Genomic DNA, 18,217 nt, shown 5'->3' on the forward strand with positions numbered 1-18,217 from the left:
GTCGCAGCGGTGATCCTGGCCCGCCACGCCGACGCCCTCTTCTGGGTGGGCCGCTACCTGGAGCGGACCGAGGCCACGGTCCGCTGCCTCGACTACGCCGCCAACTCGATCATCCACCTGCGCCCCGACGAGGCCCGCATCGAGGTGGAGCAGCTCGTCAAGACGCTCGGCCTCGAGTCGGTGGCGGCGCCGCTCGGCAGCCTCGGGGGGCGCCGGCAGCTGTTCGCCTTCCTGCTGTCGGACACCGCCAACCCCGGCTCGGTGCTCTCGGCCGTCAGCGCCGTCCGCGAGAGGCTGCGCTCGACGCGGGAGCGGATCCCGATCGAACTCTGGGAGGAGGCCAACGGCCTGTACCTGCGGTTCCGGGAGTTCGGCGACATCGAACTGCCGCCGGAGCGGCTTCACGAGATCCTGCTGATGGTCCGTCGGGCCTGCCTGGCCATCAGCGGCGTGCTGAACGAGGGCATGCGGCGCGACGAGGGATACGAGTTCATCCTGATCGGACGGATGATCGAACGGTCGGTCTTCACCGTCGGACTCCTCGTCGCCGGCTACACCGACCCCCGGGGCACCATGGACGCCACCAGGATGCTGCGGCTGACCAGTTCGCTGCAGGCGTACCATCGCCGGCACGGGCACGCGCCCGATCCCGAGGGCGTGGTGCGCTACCTGCTGGCGGGGACCGACCTGCCACGCTCTGTCCTGTCGTGCCTGATGCGGGCCGAGGAGAGCCTGCGGGGCGTCGGTTCGGTCGCCGGTGCGCTCGACGGGCCGCGCCGCCGTGCGGGTCTGCTGCGCGCCCGCCTCGAGCTCGGCGAGATCACCGAGGCGATGGCGCAGGAGCCGCTGCCGGTCCTGTCGGATCTCCACTGGGACTTGGCCGAGGTGGCGAGCGAGATCGCCGCCGGGGTTGTGCCCCCGCTCGGCTTCCCGACGGCCAGCTCCGAGTACCTGCGCCCCGGTGGGGCTCATCCGGGAGCGCAGATGCGGCCGGGAGACTGCTGAGCAATGTCGCGGCACCACAGACCGTCGTTCCGGCGAAGGCCGGAACCCAGTGTTCAGGATGGCGATCCGGTCTGCAGCCGCATAGCTCGGAACACTCGTCGGACGACCCGAGCGGGGCGGCCGTGAGGCTGGACATCCGCTACCGGATGCACTTCCGGTACTCCAGGCCGGTCCGGGAGTCGCAGAACGAGGTGCGGGTCCGCCCCCGCGATGACGAGACGCAGCGTGTCCTGTCGTCGCGGCTGACCACGGAGCCGGAAACGCCGGTGTTCAGCGCGTTCGACTACTGGGGCACCGCGGTTGACCACGTCGGCGTCCGGACCCCGCACGCGTCACTCGAATTGGTTGCCGAGACGTCCGTCGAGACTTCGGCCCGCCCGGTGCTGGTGCCCGACGCTCCGATCGAGGGCTTGTCGTCCCCCGGCTTCCGCGCCGCCCACTTCGAGTTCCTCGAGTCCTCCGAGCATGTCCGCTGGCAGATCGGCGACGGCGTCGCCGAGAGGGCCGCAGCGGCGGTGAGGGGCGCCGGTTCGGTACCGGAACTCCTGGCCGCAGTGGTGGCGGAGGTTCGGGGGGCGCTGCGCTACGAGTCCGACACGACCGACATCGGCGTGTCGCTGGGCGCGTTGCTCGCCGGCGGGGTCGGGGTCTGCCAGGACTTCGCGCACCTTGCGATCGGGATGCTGCGCAGTGTCGGCGTGCCCGCCCGCTACGTGTCGGGCTACCTCTTCGCCGCCGATGAGACCGCGGCGAGAGAGGAGACCGCGGACGTGGTGAGCGTGCAGACCCACGCCTGGATCGAGGCGGCGGTTCCCGGCGTGGGCTGGTGGGCGCTGGATCCGACCAACGGCGGCGACGTGGGGGAGCGGCACGTCGTCATCGGTTGCGGGCGCGACTACAGCGACGTGCCACCCGTGCGCGGGGCGTTCATGGGCGGTGCCTCAGCCGAGGTCGAAGCCGAGGTGGTCATCGGCAGGCGACCGTCCGACGAGCCCCAATCAACCCCCGGTCGCCACAGCCGCCCCCGCATCTTGACGAACGACCCCCCACCGCCACCCCCCGGCCACCAACACCAGCAACAGCAGCAATAGCCGGGCGACTTGCCCGGCAGGTGCGCCGGGAGGGCCTTGTGTCCGTGGTGGCGCTACGCGTAGGGGTCGCTGAACGGGCTCTGCTCCTGGAACGGGCGCGGCTGGCCGACGAACTGCACCAACTCGATGGAGACGCCGTCGGGGTCCCGCAGGTAGCAGGCCATGTTGCCCTTGTACTTGCCCCAGGCGCAGCGGACCGGCTCGGGCGAGCGGAACTCCGCCCGGCCCTGCAGCCGCTCGTAGTCCCGGTAGATGTCCTCCGTCTCCAGGCAGAGATGGGTGTTGCCGGCGTTGTAGGACTCCATGTCCACACGGCCGGGCCCCGGGTTGTGGTACTCCAGCATCTCCAGGACCGTGCCACCGGGCAGTTCCCAGAATGCGCAGGTCATGTCGCAGTTCTCGTAGCCCACGATGGTTCCCACGTAGTCGTCGATGTCTGCGGCCAGCCAGCTCGCCTGCCAGAACGGCTCTGCCTCGAGGAAATAACTCCACCACGGGACCGAGACCTCGAGGCTCTTGACTGTGATCCCGACGTGATCGACTGATTTGAACGCTGCCATGGCGTGTCCTCCCGTTGCTCGCGAGACCACGACCGTAGGTCATTCGCCATGCAGTCCGCTGAGGTGCAGCCGGTCGGCCTTGCCGCTGAAGGTGCGGGGGAACGCACCGAGGATGTGCACGCCCGCCGGGAAGAGCGACTCCTTAAGGCGCGCCCTGATGAACTGCTCGATCTCGGCCTCGTCCGCGCTGCCGGGCGTGGAGAGCTCCACGAAGCAGCGGACATCCCCGATGCCGTCGATGACCACCGAGGCGTGGCGGACCGCGGGATGGTCGTAGGCGACGTCCTCCACCTCGCGCAGGAACCCGCCCCGGCGCTGGGCTGCGTCGGCCTCCTGGACCCGGCCCATCACCTTGATGTGTCCGTGCACCGAGGCGACGCCGACGTCGCCAGTGTGCAGGACCCCGCCGGCGGTGGTCTTGGCGTAGGCCTCGGGCTTGTTGCGGTACTCGCCGAAGAATCCCTCGGCCACCACGACCTCGCCGATGCTGCCGGTGGGGAGTTCACGGTTGTCGGAGTCGGCCACGAAGGCGAGCCGGTCCGGCAACGGGCGGCCGGCGAAGCCCTCGGGGGCGGTCTCGTCGCCGGGTGTGCCCAGGACCATGAAGCCGCCGAGTTCGCTCTGGCCGTAGCTCTCGGCGAGGGGGATGCCGAGGTGCTCGCGGTAGTCGCGCTTGATGCGGGGCGCCAGCGGCGAGCCTCCCGACAGCGCCAGGCGCAGCCCGTGGCTGGGCCTGTTCTCCTTCGCCAGGCCGACCACGTCGGCGAGGGTCAGCGGGTAGGCCACGAGCACGGTGCCGCCGTGGGCGCCGATGTCGTCCCAGACCTCGCTGGGCGTGTGGCCGGCGGCGAGGACCACGTGGGCGCCGGTGTGCAGCGCCGGCATGGCGCTGGCCACGAGCTGGAAGCTGCTCGCGACCGGCGTGGTCGCCACCAGCACGTCGCTCATCCCGTAGCCGAGCCGCTCAGCGATGCAGGCGGTCCCCAGCGTGACCGGGCCGCTGGTGAGCACCACGCCCTTCGGGTCGCCCGTCGTGCCCGAGGTGTACGACAGGAACAGGGGAGAGGACTCGTCGTGATCGTTCGGTGCGGTCGCCGTGGCGCCGGCGTGGACCACGTCAGCCAGCCGCGCCGCCTCGATGCCCAGGATCTCGGCGAGGCGCGGGCGGTTCTCGTCATCGGAGACGACGACGGCCGGGTCCATGTCACCGACGAAATAGGGAAGCCGGTCGTCGGCGGTGCGGGCGTCGATGAGCGCCGGCAGGGCGCCGAGTCGCCAGGCGGCGAAGATGGCGAGCCACGCCTCGATGCTGTCGGGGCTGCACACGCCGACGGTGCTGCCCGGCTCGACGCCCAGCTCGGCGAGCGTGCCCGCCACCACGGGAACCCGCTCGCCGACCTCGGCGTAGCTGACCGTCGTTCCCTCGCGGCTCAGCGCCGGCCTGTCGGCGTGGCGTTCGCATGCCCGCTCCAGAACGGTGACGATGTCCATGTGTTGTCCTCCCTGCAGGTCGGTCTTCTACAGCTCGATGCGGGTCCTGCCGATGTTCGCCTTAGCGAGGTAGCCGTCGATGACGTCCATCGCCTGGCGGCGCAGCGCCTCGATGTCCAGCTTGACGAACTCCCGATCCTCGACGACGACGCTCCCGTCGACGATGACGTGCCGCACGTCGGAGCCCCCGGCGCGGTGCACCACGCTCCAGGCCGGATCGAGGATCGGATCGATACTCAAGCCCCGGGCGGAGACGCAGATCAGATCGGCGAGCGCGCCGACGGAAATCTCGCCGAGCTGGCCGCCGAGGCCCACCGCCTTGGCGCCGTTCGCCGTGGCCATGCGCAGGGCAACCGCCGGGGAGATGGCTCCCGGGTCCTCGTTGCGGATCGACTGCAGGAGCACCTCTTGGCGCATCTCGCAGAACATGTCGGCCATCTGATCGATCCCCAGCCCGACGTTCACCCCGGCGTCCAGCAGGTCCAGCACTCGGGTGAACCCTTTGGCCAGCTTCATGTGGTTGCTGGGGCAGTGCACGACGTGGCTGCCGGTGCGTGCCAGGAGTTCGATCTCGGCGTCGGAGAGCAGCACGCAGTGCACGAGTGTCACGTCGGGGCCGCAGAAGCCCAGCCGGTCGAGCAACTCGATCGGCCGGCATCCGTGCTCGGCCTGGACGCTCGCAACCTCGGCGGCGGTCTCGGCCACGTGCGTGTACAGCCGCAGGCCGTACGTGGAGGCGAATTCCCGCGCCGCGGCGTAGTCCTCGGGTGCGGCCTGGCGGAACGACACCGGCGCCAGCATGATCCGCTCGGCGGGCGTGCCGTCGGTGAGCAGCGAGCGGACCCGCCCGAATCCCTCGGCGAGCGGCTCGCTGATCGGGTCGTAGCCCTGCGTCATGAGGCCCCGGGCCAGGTACCAGCGGATGCCGGTGGCCTCGTAGCCGGCGATCGTGGCGGCGTCGAGCCCGTGCCGATGGAACGGGTACACGTGATCCACGACGGTCGTGACCCCTGACGTCAGGAGCCGGGCGGTGCTGTAGGCCGCCATCGTCTCGTACTCCACCGCCCCGGCGACCTCGTTCAGGCGCCAGTAGAACCGCAGCATCCCGTCCAGCTTCAGGCCCTCGCCGGCGTCCAGCCCGGGCGTCATGTCCCGCAGGTGGTCGTGCAGGTTCACGAGGCCGGGCAGGACGATCGTGCCCGAGGCGTCCACGCCGCGCCGCGCCCCCCGCGCGGGGCCTCCGATGGCGACGATTCGGCCGGCGTCGACATAGACGTCGCAGGTCGTGACGGTGCCCGCCTCATCGCAGGTGACGCAGAGACCTCCCGTCAGTACGAGATCGACGTCACCTTCTGGAGTCATCGGTTACCACCAGCCCTGCTCAGCCGCCGACCGCAACCCCGCAACGCCGGCGCCGTCGAGGCCCCAGTCGGCGAGCGTCTTGCCCTCGGCGGCGTAGTCGCGGCCCGACGCCACCGACGCCAACACGATGAGGCTGTCGGTCACGGGCACCTCGACGCCGAGTTCGCGGCCCAGCGACGAGGCCAGCACCAGCGAGTACGGCACGTCCTCGGAGACGAACCGGTGGTCCAGCGCGTCGGGCCCGCAGCGGAACTGCAACGTGGGGAGCAGGCTCGACTGCAGCGTCTCGTGCAGGTCGGCGCCCCGCCGCGGGGCCAGGCCCTGGCCAACCAGATAGTCCTCGTACGGCGTCGTGTTGGCGATGCCGAAGGCGGCGCGCATCGCCAGGAACTCACCGTCGAGCGCCTCGATGACGTTGACCACGCCGGGGGTCCCGCCGGCGCCCCAAAGCGTGAAGCTGCCCTCGGGCTGCTGGATCGCCCCCAGATTCAAGAGCATCGCCGGGACGTGGTCGATGGCGTTGAAGTTCAGCAGCAGCGTCTCCCAGACATTCTCCGCCGGGGTGACCCACGGCCAGATGGCGGTCGCCACGTCGGTGACGTGATCGATGCGGCCACCCGGCATCGCGGCGACGAGCGTCCCGCCGCTCTTCTGTATGGCTCCCACCTTCCCGGGGCCGGCGACCAGCGCGCCGTAGTAGGGGAGGGTGTTGGTGTCCGCGAGCGTGATGTCGGGCCGCCGGCCGATTGCCCGGAGGGCGGCGACGGCGGCGAATCCGCCGCCGGGCTCGCCGACCCAGAGCACGGTCTGGCCGTCCCGCCAGCGGGTCGCCAGCATCTCGGCCAGGGGCTCGTGGCCGAACGCCGGCACGCAGATGATCACCAACTCGGCGGCTTCGACGGCTGCTGCGGGGTCGGTTGAGGTTGCGGCGACCGGCGCCAGCTTCGACGGCGATGTCGTATCGGTCAGCGAGGTGCGGAACGTCAACTCGATCCCGCCGCCGGCCTCGACGGCCTCGAGGGAGGCGCCGAACCGGGGCTGATCCGCCAGCACGACCGGGCGGCCGGCGAGGCCGAGCTCGGCGGCGATGGTCAGGCCGCCGCCGCCGGTGCCGATGACGGTGATGTCGCTGGGGATGCTCACGCCGGTTCTCCTTTGACGATGGGTGCGATGGTGCTGATGAGATTCTTCGTGGCGGCCGTGTCGCCCTCGCCGAGTTTCAGGATCGCCAGGTCCACGCCGAGCCGGCGGAGTTCACCCAGCCGCTCGGCGACCGTCTCGAGGGTCCCGCCGATGGCGAAGGCGCGCACCATGTCGTCGGTCACGTAGCCCGCCTCGGCCACGGCGGGATCGTTGAGCGCCGAGCGCAGCGTCGCCACGGCGCCGGGGTCGAAGCCGTAGACGGGGATCAACTCGTCGGCGTAGGTCCCCCCGGCCATGAGCGTGCAGCGCGGGCGGAGCCGGTCGATGGCCGCTGACTCGTCGCTGTCGACCTCCACGTCGAGCATGACGGCGATCCGGCACTCGCCGGGGTGGCGGCCCGATCGGGCCGCACCGTGGGCGACACGGCCGCGGACGTAGTCGATGAAGTCGCGGTGGATGCCGTGCACGATGATCCCGTCGGCGATCTCCCCGGCCAGTTCGAGCATCCGGGGACCGCGCGCCGACAGGAAGATCGGCGGCGGGTCGATCCGCCAACCCAGTTCGGAGCCGTCGGCGGAGAAGTAGTCGCCCCGGAAGCCGGCGGGCCCGGATGTGAGTTGCCGGATGATCGCAACCGCTTCGCGGAGCATGGTGAGCGGGCTCTTGGGTCGCATGCCGAACTGGGAGGGGAACTCGTGTCCTCCGGGGCCGATCCCGATGACCGCACGGCCACCGGAGCACTCGGCGATGGTCGCCGCCGAGCTGGCGATCAGCGCCGGATGGCGGAGCTGCACCGCCGCGATGCCCGTGGCCAGCCGCACCGAGGTGGTCCGGGTGGCGATGAGCGCCTGCGCCGCGTACACGTCACGCAGGAAGTAATGATCGGGCAGCCACACGTCGGCGAAGCCCGCATCCTCGGCGGCCACGGCGATCTCGGCGATCTCATCCAGCGGCTGGTCCAGCCAGATGGCCAGTCCGTACTCCATCGGCGGGAATACTTGCAGACCGTGCGGGCTCAGAGGCGTGCCATGATGGCGCGAGCGGCCAGCCGCCCGTTCGCCAAAGGGTTGTAGACGGGGTGGGGGAGCAGAGTTGCGGCGATCTCCATCTCGTCGTCGCGCCGCACGGCGTGGGCCCGGAGTTCGGATTGGTCTCCGATGGCTTCTATGCCGGCGGCGCGGGGTACCAGTAGTCGGGCGCCACGGGCTTCTGACCCGTCGGGCGGTGGACGATCTCGAAGGTGGTCTTGAGGGGTCCCTCGGTCTCGACGTAGGCGTAGCGGATCCCGTCCAGGCGTCCCTCCATCACCGGCGGGCAGCCGCGCTCGGTGAACAGCGCCAGCGCTTCGTCGTAGTCGAGTCCCTCGTGTTCGACGATCAGGTGGTGGAGTCCCTCCCCGTGCTCGTCGAGGAATTCCTGGTAGATGGACGGACCGTCCACGGGCTCGATGATCTCCCACATCGTGTTCCCCGTGCGGGCGACGGCCAGCTTCATGCTGTAGGGGACGGGCTCGCCGCGGATGCGCATGTCCGTGAGCCGGGGCGGCGCGCAGTTGATCACCCGCCAGGGCCCGATTCCGAGGCGGTGCGTGTACTCCTCCAGTGTCGCGTCCAGGTCGCGGACCACCAGAGCCACCTGCTGGACATCGGACACGAAACCATTGGGCATCATGCGCGACCCTCCGCCGACCTCGTCCTGCGTGCGCGACGCCGACACTACGCGCTGTGGGCGGGGTTGCAGGCGCTCCCGCTCGGGCAGGAGCGGCTGTTCGACCGCGCGGCGCGCCGATGTCGCAACGCCGCCGAGGGGTGGTGATACCGGCTTGCAGATACGCCGCAGTCTCCAACCGGCCGGGCACAACGGCGCCGCGGCGACCAGGGAGGCACGAATGCCGGACTACCGGGGGCGGGCTCGCCGCCATCTGTCACCCCACTTCACTCGGGGCGCGGCCTGGAGGGCGGACGACCTCGTGGTGATCGAACGCGGCGAGGGCTGCTACGTCTGGGACACCGACGGCAACGAGTATCTCGACGGCCTGGCGGGCCTGTTCTGCACCAACCTGGGTCACGGTCGCAGCGACCTGGCCGCGGCCACGGCGAAGCAGCTGGACAAGCTGGGGTTCTACCCCAACTGGGGATTCGCCCACCCGTCATCCGTCGAAGCAGCGTCGCTGGTCACGGCCGTGGCGCCGGGCGGTCTGGACCCCGGGTTCTTCGTGAGCTCCGGCTCCGAGGCGGTGGAGTCGGCCGTGAAGTTCGCCCGCTGCTATCACCTGGCCAACGGCGACGAGGGGTGCTACAAAGTGATCGCCCGGCACTGGCTACTTCTACGCCCTGGAACTGATGCGCGACCGCGACTCGGGCGCCGAACTCAGCGACGCCGAGGTCGCCGGTCTGCTGCCCGGGGGCTCCGGCAGATCATCATCGACTTGTCCGGATGCGGGTCAGCTGCGGGGGGCGACTCCTTTCGCCCAGCGCGGCGACCTGGCGCGGCGCCGGCCGCTTGCGACAAGGCCGACGATCGTGGCGACGAAGGGCAGCGCCTCGGTGACCTGGACCGGTAGGCCGGTAGTCTGCAGGCGGAGTCCGGCGGCGACGATCAACGTGAACATCAGAGCCGTGGCGAAGACGCGCAACGCCGAAGGTCCGGCGAGCATGACGACCACGACCGCGATCCAGCCTCTCCCCGCCGACATGTTCGTGGAGAACAGCGTGATGTGCCCGTCAGGGCGCCGTCCGCGTAGCGGTACTGCACGCCGAGGATCTCCACGGCGCCCGTGATGCCGGCGACGGCCGCGGCCACGCCGACGACCTGGTAGGTCGCTCGTCTCGTGTCGATTCCGGATGCCTTGGCAGCCTCCCGGTTGCTGCCCATGATCCGTACCGAATAGCCCACGCGGGTCGTCTTCACGATCAGCACCGTCAGCGCCGTCAGTGCGGTCACGATGAACACGCCATGGCCGAGCGAAGAACCTGCCACGAGTCGGGGCAGTTCGGCCGACTCGCGGATCCGGACCGTCTGGCCACCGTAGGCGCCGGGCTCCTGGAAGGTGGAGTTGACGAGCTGCGAGACCCCGAGCACGACGATGAAGTTCGTCAGCAGGGTGCTGATGATGATCGGCGTGCCGTAGCGGCTTTCGAGCAGGGCGGACAAAGTGCCCAGCAGAGCAGCGAGTCCGGCCGCGGCGGCGATAGCGGCGGCGACGGCGACCCAGCGCGGGGCGGCCAGGGCGGCGCCGACGACGGCGGCCACGAAGCCGCCGAGAACCAGCTGCCCTTCCTGGCCGATGTTGAACACGCCGCCCTGGAGCGAGAGCCAGGCCGCCGTCGCTGCGCCCAGGATCGGCAGTGTCCGCGCGATGGTTATGGCGGCGCGGGTCGGGCCGCCGAACGCCTCCTGAACAAGCGTGGCGTAGATCTCGATGGGGTTCTCACCGACGGCCAGCACCGCACCGACGGCCACCGCCAGGGTGGTGGCCACAGCAGCGGCGGTGGCACGCCTCAGGTCGCTGCCCCGTTCATGGCGCCGCGGGCTCTGGGCCGTCGAGACCTGCCATCGCCAGGCCCACTCGGTAGCGGTCGGCGCCGGCTGGGAGTTCGGCCGCGATCCGCCCCCGGTACAGCACCAGGATCCGCTGGGAGAGCTGCAGGATCTCGTCAAGGTCGGCGGACACCAGCAAGAGGGCCGAGCCTGCCTCGCGTCGCATCTCGAAGAAGGCGTGGATTTGCTCGATCGCGCCGACGTCCACCCCTCTGGTCGGCTGCTCGACGACGACCAGGTCGCCCGACTTCTCCAACTCCCGGCCGACCAGCAGCCGCTGGGCGTTGCCGCCGGAGAGATCGCCTGCCCGCGGCCCGCCGCCCCGCACGTCGTACCGGCTGACAATCGTTGCTGCCCAAGCCTTGATGGCGCTCCGGTCGAGCCACGGCCCGCGATGCAGCTCCTGCTGGCTGATGTGCCCGAGTGCGGTGTTGTTGCTGATCGACTGATCGTGGGCCAGGCCCCGGATGAAGCGATCCTCGGGGACGTAGGCGAGGCCCAGCGCCCGACGCTGCGGGGTCGGCAGAGCAGTGACGTCTCGCCCGCCGATCTCGATGCGGCCCCCCAGCACCGGCCGCAGACCGAGCAACGCTTCGGCCACATGGGACTGGCCGTTGCCGGTCACGCCGGCGATCCCGACGATCTCGCCCTGCGAGACCGAGAACGTCACGCCGTTGAGCGCGTCGCCGCCGCGCCCGGCAGTTCGCAGATCCTCGACCCGCAGCACCGGCGCGGCGGTCGTCGGCGGCTCGGCGGGACGGCGGCGTCGGGGGCTCCGACCGACCATCATCTCGGCGAGCGCTTCAACGTCGGTCCCCGCAGTCCGAGATGTTCCCACCACACGACCCGACCGCAGCACGGTGACGGTTCCGGTGACGGCCATGACCTCCCGAAGCCGATGGGTGATCAGGACGATGCCGCGACCCTGCCGGCTCAAGTCGTCGAGCACAGCGAAGAGTTCGTCCGCCTCCTGCGGGGTCAACACGGCGGTCGGCTCGTCCAGGATCAGCATCTCAGCGCCGCGGTACAAGATCTTCAGCAACTCCACTTGCTGTCGGTCGGCGACGCTCAGTTCACCCACCGTCGCCCGCGTCGAGAGCCGCAGCGCCGTCGCATCCATGATGGCGCCGATCCGCTCGTCGGCGGCGCGCCCGTCGAGTCGGCCGAAGGAGGTCGTCTCGGCGCCGAAGATGATGTTCTCGGTGACGGTCAGATCCTCGAACAACATGAAGTTCTGGTGGACCATGCCAATCCCCCGCCCGATGGCGGCGGAGGGCGATCCGGGCCGGAGCGCTTCGCCGTCGACCAGCACCGCACCGTCGTCGGCGTGCTCGAGGCCGGCGACGATGCGCATCAGCGTGGACTTGCCGGCGCCGTTCTCGCCGACGAGCCCGGTTATCGCGCCCCGCGCGGCAGAGAACGACACCCCGTCGAGAGCCTGCGTCGCGCCGAATCGCTTCGAGACGTCACGGGCCACGATCCCGCCGCCGGCAGGTGCAGCCATCAGGGAGCGCTCAGCATCTCACGGATCCAGCGGCTCTGGCGCTCGGACGCCAGGCGAGTCATCTCGGTGGGGAACTCGTCGAAGGCGTGCACGCTCGCCGGGTACACCTCGATCAGTGCCGGGTTGCCGGCCGCTCGCCAGCGCACGCCCATCATCAGGGTGTCGTCCAGGACCGGATCGAACTCGCCGACCACGAACCGGGCCGGCACGAGGCCGGACAGGTCGGCGAACAGCGGCGACACGGCAGGATCCTGCCGGTTGATCCCGGGGTCCGCAAGAAACGTGTCGACCATGAACCGAAGGGTGGGCGTGGGTAGCACCAGCCCCTCGGGCCCGGCGAGACGGGCGCTGGGAGACAGTGACAGATCGAAGATCCCATAGACGAGATTGGCGCCGGCGATGCGGTCGGCGCAGCGGTGGGCGTCACGCAGCCGCAGGAGGGTCAGGGCCGCCAAGTGGGCCCCGGCGGACTCACCGCCGATGACGATCCCTGCGGCATCGCAGAGCGAGGAGCCGTGCTCCAGCAGCCACAGGGCGGCTGTCTCGCAGTCGTCCACCGCCGCCGGATGCGGGTGCTCGGGGGCCAGGCGGTAACGGACGCAGGCCACGGTCGTCTCGGCGCTGAGAGCCAGGTCCATCATGCGTCGATCCTGTAGATCCGGACCACCCGAGAGCCAACCGCCGCTGTGGATCATGAGATAGACCCCGCGGCTGCGCGGCGGAGTGAACACCCGGAGTTCGACGTGATCATCCACGGCGATCGTCTCGGCGCCGTCGAGAACGACGTTGGGGCCGAAGCCGCCGCCACCCTCGTAGTAGCGGCGCCGGGCCTCCGCCACGCCGAGCTCCTCGAGGGGCTCGCCTTCGCGCTGCGCAGCCGCGATCTCAGCCGCCGTTCGCTGCATCTGTGCGGTGTGACGGTTCAGGCTGGGGCTGTCGATCCAGACGATCTGGGTCATCGGCCGGGAGCGCGGTCGGGGAACGTCGTCACACTCGGGATCGGGTTGGCGCCCGGCCGCGAATAGGTCCGAGCGTGCGCGACGCGCCGGTCGGTCGATGTGATGAACACGCCGTTGCTGACGAGGACAGGAGAGCCGACCTCGATCGCTAGGTGTGACAACCGGGGAGGTTGTCCCTGGGTTGAGGGGATCGAGGGGTCCCCGTTGGGGTGAGCCCTCCGGGCGATGCTGTGGGTCTGTAACAGTCCACGGCTCCCAAGGAGGGCTCATGGCACAGATTAGACAGCACCGCAACGCCAAGCTGACGCTGGCGGCGCGGCAGCCGACGGCGGCGACACCCCGGCTTCGGAACCGCTGCGGGTCGCCCTGGTGACCGGCGGACTCATCGGCGAGAGCAACTACTACGCGGGCGGCGTCGACGGGATCCAGCAGGCAGCGGAGCTGTTCGGCGTAGAGACGCAGGTGATCGAGTCCCTCCCCGACCCGGCCTCGATCAGTGAGACCCTGCGAGGCGTCGTGCTCGATGAATGGGACATGGTCATTGTCATGAGCTTCGTGTTCAATGACGTGCTGGCCGAAGTCGCCCCCCAGCATCCGGACACTCAGTTCATCTGCATCGACTGCTTCGTCGACGCCGCCAACGTGCAGGGCGTCGACTTCCGGACCCAGGAGGCGTCCTACCTCACCGGGATCATTGCCGGCAGGCTCACCGAGACCGACGTGATCGGTTCGGTCTTGGCCTTCGACATCCCGTTCCTGCACCGCTGGGTCGACCCGTTCCACGAAGCCGTGCTGTCCGTGAACCCCGACGCCACCATTCTCGAGCCGCTTGAGGTCGGCGACTGGGCCGATCCCGTGACGGCCAAGGAACTCGCCATCACCGTGGCCGGCCAGAATGCTGACATCGTCAACGGCCTCGCCGCTTCGGGCAACGGTGGCGTGTTCGAAGCCGCGGCCGAGTTGGGCTTCTACTCCTTCGGCGTCGACATCAACGAGTGCGGCGTGGCGCCGGGCCATGTCATCGAGAATGTCATCAAGAGGATCAACGTCGTCGTCGTCGGGGCAGTCGAGACTCTTGTCGAGGGAGGCGAGTTCGAACCGTTCGTGACATACGGGCTCGCCGAGAACGGCGTCGGGCTCTCACAGTTCATCGAGGACGGCGACACGGGCTGCGTCTTCGCCGATCACCCCGAGCTGTTCGACGAGGTGATGGCGGCTCAGGAGGCCATCATCGCCGGTGAGATCGTCATCCCCGACCCGGCCGCCGGCTGACCCGACGATCTGGTTCGCCGCGGTCTCGCCCCGAGGCCAAAGCGCCGAGCCCGCGGGTTGGGCGCCTCGGCTCGCTCCGAGCACCTTGGGCGGCCGATAGGGTTCGGGCCGTCCGCGCGGACGGCCGGGGCCGCCTGCTGCGGTACGGCGATCAGGCGAGCGGGGGCGACAGGGGCCGTGTTGAGATTCGCTGAGGAGATCCTCCTGCTGCTGCTGCGTGACGACGGCGGGAGGTTCGTTCCGGTGCCGGGCATCGCGCTGGACAACGCGCTGGCGGGCAGCGTGCTGATGGACCTCGCGCTGGAGAACCGTATCGACACCGACGCGGAGCAGCTGATCCTGAACGATGCGACGCCTGTGGGTGACAGCCTGCTGGACCCGACGCTGGCCGCGATCGCCGACGGCGAGCGGCGCGACGCCCTGTACTGGGTGGGACGGACGGCCCAGCGGGCTGCGGAGATCCGGCAGGAGGCACTGTCGCGCCTAGTCGAGCGCGGAATACTGGAGCGCGACGAGGGACGCTTCCTGTGGGTGTTCCGCTCACGTCGCTACCCGGTCGTCGACGGCCGGGCAGAGCGCGAGGTGAAGTTGCGCATCCTGGGGGTGCTGCTCAGCGACGACATCCCCGACCCGCGCGACATCGTGATCATCGGCTTGGCTGACGCCTGCGGCATCCTGCCGGAATTGCTGCCCGAGGGAGAGTACGACAAGGCCCGAGCGCGCATAGACCAAGTCCGCAAGCTCGACCTGATCGGCCAAGCCACCTCCCGCGCGGTCCACGACATCGAAATGTGGCTCGCATCGGGCAGCGCGTAGGGCGAGTCATATAGCATGGGGCCGGCTCTGACGGTCGCAGCAGAACCGAGGGGAGGACCGAGATGTCCGCCACCGAGGCCGAAATGGTAGTCAGGAACCGAGCGGAGCTACGGACGGTGTATCCCGAGCCGAGGCCGCGGGCGGCTCAGAAGGTGCTCGACCACTTGGACGTCCATTGCCGGAACTTCATCGAGATGTCCCCGTTCTGCGTGCTCAGCACAACCGGCTCGAACGGCCGGGCCGACGCCTCGCCGCGGGGCGACCCGCCCGGGTTCGTCAAGGTCCTCGACGCCCACACGCTGCTGATCCCCGACCGTCCCGGCAACAACCAGATCGACTCGCTGCAGAACATCATCGATCACCCCGTCGTCGGGCTGCTGTTCTTCGTGCCGGGCATGAACGAGACGCTGCGAGTGTGCGGCTCCGCCGAGATCGTCTCGGACGAGGAGCTGCTGGCGCCGCTGGCGGTCGGCGGCCGGGCGCCGCTGTCGGGGGTGAAGATCACGATCAAGGACGCCTTCCTGCACTGTGGCAGGGCGCTGATCCGGTCCCGGCTCTGGGATCCCGAGGTCCAGATCGACCGTTCCAGCTATCCCACCTACGGGCAAGTGCTGGCTGATCAGATCGCGGGCGCCGACGCCGGAGCCATCGATGCCGACGAAGATGAGGCGAACCGCAACCAGCTCTACTGAGCGGGGTCTCGTCCCGGACGCCGCCCCGTGAGCGCCACCCCGACGCCGGAGGAGACCGCCGCACAAGTCGTGCGAGCCGGTGTCGGCAAGGTCCGGGCCATCATGGCGTCGACCGTCGTGCTGGCGGTGATGGCCGGCGCGTTCATATCGCTGGGCGCAATGCTGACGAGCACGATCGCGGCGCAGTCGACGCTGGGCGCAGGACCCACCCGGCTCATCATGGGGCTGGGACTGACGATGGGCCTCTTCTTCGTGGTCGTCACCGGCGCAGAGCTGTTCACCGGCAACAACCTCATGGTGATGAGCGTTCTCAGCCGCACGATCCTGGCGCGGGAGCTGGCCCGCAACTGGGTGCTGGTCTACGTGGGCAACCTGGTCGGCGCCCTCGTCATCGTGCTGCTGGTCTTCTACAGCCGCTGGTGGGAGCAGGGGGACCTGTCGTTCTCCGTCTTCTCGGCGACGTCGGCCAACGCCAAGGTGAACCTCCCGTTCGAGATCGCCTTCCTGCGCGGCATCGTGGCGAACATGCTGGTGTGCCTGGGCGTGTGGATGGCCACCGCGGGCCGTTCGGTCACCGACAAGCTGCTGGCGGTGTCTCTGCCGGTCACGGCCTTCGTCGCCGGTGGATTCGAACACTCCGTCGCCAACATGTTCTTCCTTCCCTTCGGGGCGCTCGTCGCGGCCGATCCCGGCGCGCTGGCGGCTGCGGGACTGACCGCCGCCGACGTGAGCCGGCTCGACGCAGCCGGGATCGCTCAGAATCTCGTGGCGGTCACCCTGGGCAACATCATCGGCGGCGTCATTGTGGGACTGGCCGACTGGACGGTCCACCTGCGCCGCCGCGCTGTGGCTGCCGCCGCGGCAGCGAGGGGCCAAGGATCGACCGGTGCCTCCGCATCGAGCCCCGAGTTGCCTGGTTGAGACAGCGACGGGTGTCCCACCCGGGGACAGCCGATTGAGCCCGGGCCGGCTGACCGGGCACCGGGGTCGGCTGCGGCTGCCGACCGGTGGGGCGGAGAACCTGTCTGGTCTCGGTCTGGCGTGATGATGCAGTATGCATACCAGTGCGCTATGCTGAACGCATGATGCAGATCGCTGTCAGACTCGACGACGAACTCGTTGCCCAGGTTGATCAGCTCGTGCTGAGCGGTGTCGTGGCGTCGCGCTCGCAGGCGGTGCGCGACGGCTTGCGGTCGCTCGTGGATCAGCGGCGGCGGCGCGCGGTGGGCGAGGCGATCGTGGAGGGATACCGCCGGCTCCCCCAGACCGACGAGGAGATCGCCTGGAGCGACGAGGCGACCGCCGCCATGATCGCCGAGGAGCCCTGGTGACACCCGCCCAGGGCGACGTCTGGTGGGCCACGCGCGCCGGGGAGGCGCGCGCGTGCTCTTCGCACAGCTGGTGACACCCGCCCAAGGCGACGTCTGGTGGGCCGAGGCCGAGGACCGGCGGCGACCGGTTCTGGTGGTCACCCGCGACGAAGCCATCCCGGTCCTGACCAGGATCCTGATCGCCCCCGTGACCCGAACCGTGCGAGACATCCCCACCGAGCTGCCCCTCGACCCCGAGGACGGTCTGCCCCAGCCCTGCGCGGCGTCCTTCGACAATCTCCAGCCGATTCGCAAGTCGTTCCTGACGGACCGTCTGGGCTCGATCCGCAACCGTCGCCACGAGATCTGCGCCGCCCTCGAGGCCCTCGCCGACTGCTGACACCCGAACCGGCGACTCAGCCACAGCCGCCGCGCAGCCTGACGGCGGCTGTTGACGCTAGACGTCAAGCGTCCAGACTGTTCCTGGCATGTGGGTGTGTCCCCGACCGAGTTCGCGTGCCAGATCGACGTGCCGCCCAACCGCGTCGGGCAGATCATCGCCGGCAAGCGATCCGTGACCGCCGACACCGCTTTGCGATTCGGACACTGGTTCGGCGTCGAGGCCCAGTTCTGGCTGAACCTCCAGACTCAGTTCGACCTCATCATCGCCGAGCAAGCCAGCGGCGCGGCCATCCAGAACCTGCCCTCGGCAATAGCACGCGCCTGACCCAACGCCCGCCTCCCACCGCTTTGACCTCCGCGTTTGCTCGTCTCGTACCCCCCCTCGATCAGCAATCAATGGCCCGGGGAGGGATACATCTCGTTCAAGAAGTGACAATCCGCCAACTGGGTGGAAGGCGCAGTGACGGTGTCGCGGGGTATTTTCCGATGGGCCGGGCATCCCCCCGGTCTCGGCGGCGGATGTCAGCGCTTCGTAGAGGGCGTGGGTGCTGAACACGGGGACGCCTGCTGCATCGGCCAACCGCCCTAGGGCGAGGTCGTCGCACCACAGCGCGCAGCCCCTGTCTAGTGCCAAGCGGATTGATGTGTCCCAAGGGCGCAGCCTGTCCTCTTGGGGGTATCCGCCAGGTTGGATCCGGCTGGTCGGTGTCCTCTGCCAACCTTCTAGCGTGCCCAGCAGTTGTTGAGCCGATTCGATCTGCTGGCGCCTGTCTTCATCTCGTATCTCGGACATGTTGAAGCCGCCGAGAACGGGGTCGTATCCGGCCGAAGCGCTGCCTGCTGTTCGGATGCTGGCGACTGCAGCTCTTGCGTCGTCCAGCAGCTCGGTGGCCACCAGCACCCCGGCGAAGGCTGTTCCCATGGCGGTAACGTCAATCCCGGCGAGGTGTCCCAGTACCGCGACGCTCGTGTCGACAGCCACGGCGCCTCCGATTGCGGCCTGCGCCGCAGCCTGCTGCCGGCTTCGTTCGGCGGCATTTGGGGAAACGGCGGTGAGATAATCCGCGGCT

19 protein-coding genes are annotated in these 18,217 nt (G+C 69.5%); 10 read left to right on the forward strand and 9 right to left on the reverse strand.

Annotated features, from left to right (window positions below):
- Positions 1-9: 9 nt before the first annotated feature.
- Positions 10-1,005, forward strand: a complete 996-nt coding sequence (locus tag OXG55_09825; GenBank protein ID MCY4103541.1) for an alpha-E domain-containing protein — start codon at positions 10-12, stop codon at positions 1,003-1,005.
- 122 nt (positions 1,006-1,127) lie between these two features.
- Positions 1,128-2,096, forward strand: coding sequence for a transglutaminase family protein (locus OXG55_09830; protein MCY4103542.1), 969 nt, complete (start codon positions 1,128-1,130; stop codon positions 2,094-2,096).
- 53 nt (positions 2,097-2,149) lie between these two features.
- Here OXG55_09830 and OXG55_09835 read toward each other — a convergent pair whose 3' ends face one another.
- The 6 genes from OXG55_09835 to OXG55_09860 all read right to left on the reverse strand — a co-directional run bounded on the left by OXG55_09835 (position 2,150) and on the right by OXG55_09860 (position 8,323).
- Complete coding sequence (locus OXG55_09835) at positions 2,150-2,656, reverse strand: VOC family protein (GenBank protein MCY4103543.1); 507 nt, start codon at positions 2,654-2,656, stop codon at positions 2,150-2,152.
- Between the two features lie 39 nt (positions 2,657-2,695).
- Complete coding sequence (locus OXG55_09840) at positions 2,696-4,147, reverse strand: class I adenylate-forming enzyme family protein (protein ID MCY4103544.1); 1,452 nt, start codon at positions 4,145-4,147, stop codon at positions 2,696-2,698.
- A gap of 27 nt (positions 4,148-4,174) precedes the next feature.
- Positions 4,175-5,509: an amidohydrolase family protein gene (locus tag OXG55_09845; protein MCY4103545.1), complete on the reverse strand. Its 1,335-nt coding sequence runs from the start codon at positions 5,507-5,509 to the stop codon at positions 4,175-4,177.
- Between the two features lie 3 nt (positions 5,510-5,512).
- Entirely contained in the window at positions 5,513-6,652 is a 1,140-nt protein-coding gene (locus tag OXG55_09850; GenBank protein ID MCY4103546.1) for an NAD/NADP octopine/nopaline dehydrogenase family protein, read from the reverse strand.
- Complete coding sequence (locus tag OXG55_09855; protein ID MCY4103547.1) at positions 6,649-7,638, reverse strand: LLM class flavin-dependent oxidoreductase; 990 nt, start codon at positions 7,636-7,638, stop codon at positions 6,649-6,651. The genes OXG55_09850 and OXG55_09855 overlap by 4 nt, the downstream gene beginning before the upstream one ends.
- A gap of 178 nt (positions 7,639-7,816) precedes the next feature.
- Positions 7,817-8,323 carry a VOC family protein gene (locus OXG55_09860; protein ID MCY4103548.1) on the reverse strand — a complete coding sequence of 169 codons (507 nt, stop codon included), beginning with the start codon at positions 8,321-8,323 and terminating at the stop codon, positions 7,817-7,819.
- 217 nt (positions 8,324-8,540) lie between these two features.
- Here OXG55_09860 and OXG55_09865 point away from each other — a divergent pair, with 217 nt between their 5' ends.
- Positions 8,541-9,215 carry an aminotransferase class III-fold pyridoxal phosphate-dependent enzyme gene (locus OXG55_09865; GenBank protein ID MCY4103549.1) on the forward strand — a complete coding sequence of 225 codons (675 nt, stop codon included), beginning with the start codon at positions 8,541-8,543 and terminating at the stop codon, positions 9,213-9,215.
- Positions 9,216-9,262: 47 nt separating this feature from the next.
- On the opposite strand, the gene OXG55_09870 is transcribed toward OXG55_09865, so the two are convergent.
- The 3 genes from OXG55_09870 to OXG55_09880 are packed head-to-tail and all read right to left on the reverse strand — an operon-like array spanning position 9,263 to position 12,655.
- Positions 9,263-10,132, reverse strand: a complete 870-nt coding sequence (locus OXG55_09870; GenBank protein MCY4103550.1) for a hypothetical protein — start codon at positions 10,130-10,132, stop codon at positions 9,263-9,265.
- Between the two features lie 37 nt (positions 10,133-10,169).
- Entirely contained in the window at positions 10,170-11,696 is a 1,527-nt protein-coding gene (locus tag OXG55_09875) for an ABC transporter ATP-binding protein (GenBank protein MCY4103551.1), read from the reverse strand.
- Positions 11,696-12,655 carry an alpha/beta hydrolase fold domain-containing protein gene (locus OXG55_09880; GenBank protein ID MCY4103552.1) on the reverse strand — a complete coding sequence of 320 codons (960 nt, stop codon included), beginning with the start codon at positions 12,653-12,655 and terminating at the stop codon, positions 11,696-11,698. Before OXG55_09880 ends, OXG55_09875 begins: the two co-directional genes overlap by 1 nt.
- A 369-nt stretch (positions 12,656-13,024) precedes the next feature.
- Between OXG55_09880 and OXG55_09885 the strand changes: the two genes are divergently transcribed.
- From OXG55_09885 to OXG55_09915, 7 genes are all read left to right on the forward strand, one after another.
- On the forward strand, positions 13,025-13,927 hold the full coding sequence (locus tag OXG55_09885; protein MCY4103553.1) for a BMP family ABC transporter substrate-binding protein: 903 nt from the start codon (positions 13,025-13,027) through the stop codon (positions 13,925-13,927).
- Positions 13,928-14,104: 177 nt separating this feature from the next.
- Positions 14,105-14,743: a GPP34 family phosphoprotein gene (locus tag OXG55_09890; GenBank protein ID MCY4103554.1), complete on the forward strand. Its 639-nt coding sequence runs from the start codon at positions 14,105-14,107 to the stop codon at positions 14,741-14,743.
- An 83-nt stretch (positions 14,744-14,826) separates the two neighbouring features.
- Complete coding sequence (locus OXG55_09895; GenBank protein MCY4103555.1) at positions 14,827-15,435, forward strand: pyridoxamine 5'-phosphate oxidase family protein; 609 nt, start codon at positions 14,827-14,829, stop codon at positions 15,433-15,435.
- A 27-nt stretch (positions 15,436-15,462) separates the two neighbouring features.
- Complete coding sequence (locus OXG55_09900; GenBank protein ID MCY4103556.1) at positions 15,463-16,356, forward strand: formate/nitrite transporter family protein; 894 nt, start codon at positions 15,463-15,465, stop codon at positions 16,354-16,356.
- A 161-nt stretch (positions 16,357-16,517) separates the two neighbouring features.
- Positions 16,518-16,766, forward strand: a complete 249-nt coding sequence (locus tag OXG55_09905; GenBank protein ID MCY4103557.1) for a ribbon-helix-helix domain-containing protein — start codon at positions 16,518-16,520, stop codon at positions 16,764-16,766.
- A 52-nt stretch (positions 16,767-16,818) separates the two neighbouring features.
- Positions 16,819-17,145: a type II toxin-antitoxin system PemK/MazF family toxin gene (locus OXG55_09910; GenBank protein MCY4103558.1), complete on the forward strand. Its 327-nt coding sequence runs from the start codon at positions 16,819-16,821 to the stop codon at positions 17,143-17,145.
- Between the two features lie 48 nt (positions 17,146-17,193).
- Positions 17,194-17,472 (forward strand): HigA family addiction module antitoxin, encoded by a 279-nt coding sequence (locus OXG55_09915; GenBank protein MCY4103559.1) that lies wholly within the window; start codon positions 17,194-17,196, stop codon positions 17,470-17,472.
- Positions 17,473-18,217 lie beyond the last annotated feature (745 nt).

Source organism: bacterium, assembly GCA_026708055.1.
GTDB lineage: Bacteria > Actinomycetota > Acidimicrobiia > Acidimicrobiales > CATQHL01 > VXNF01.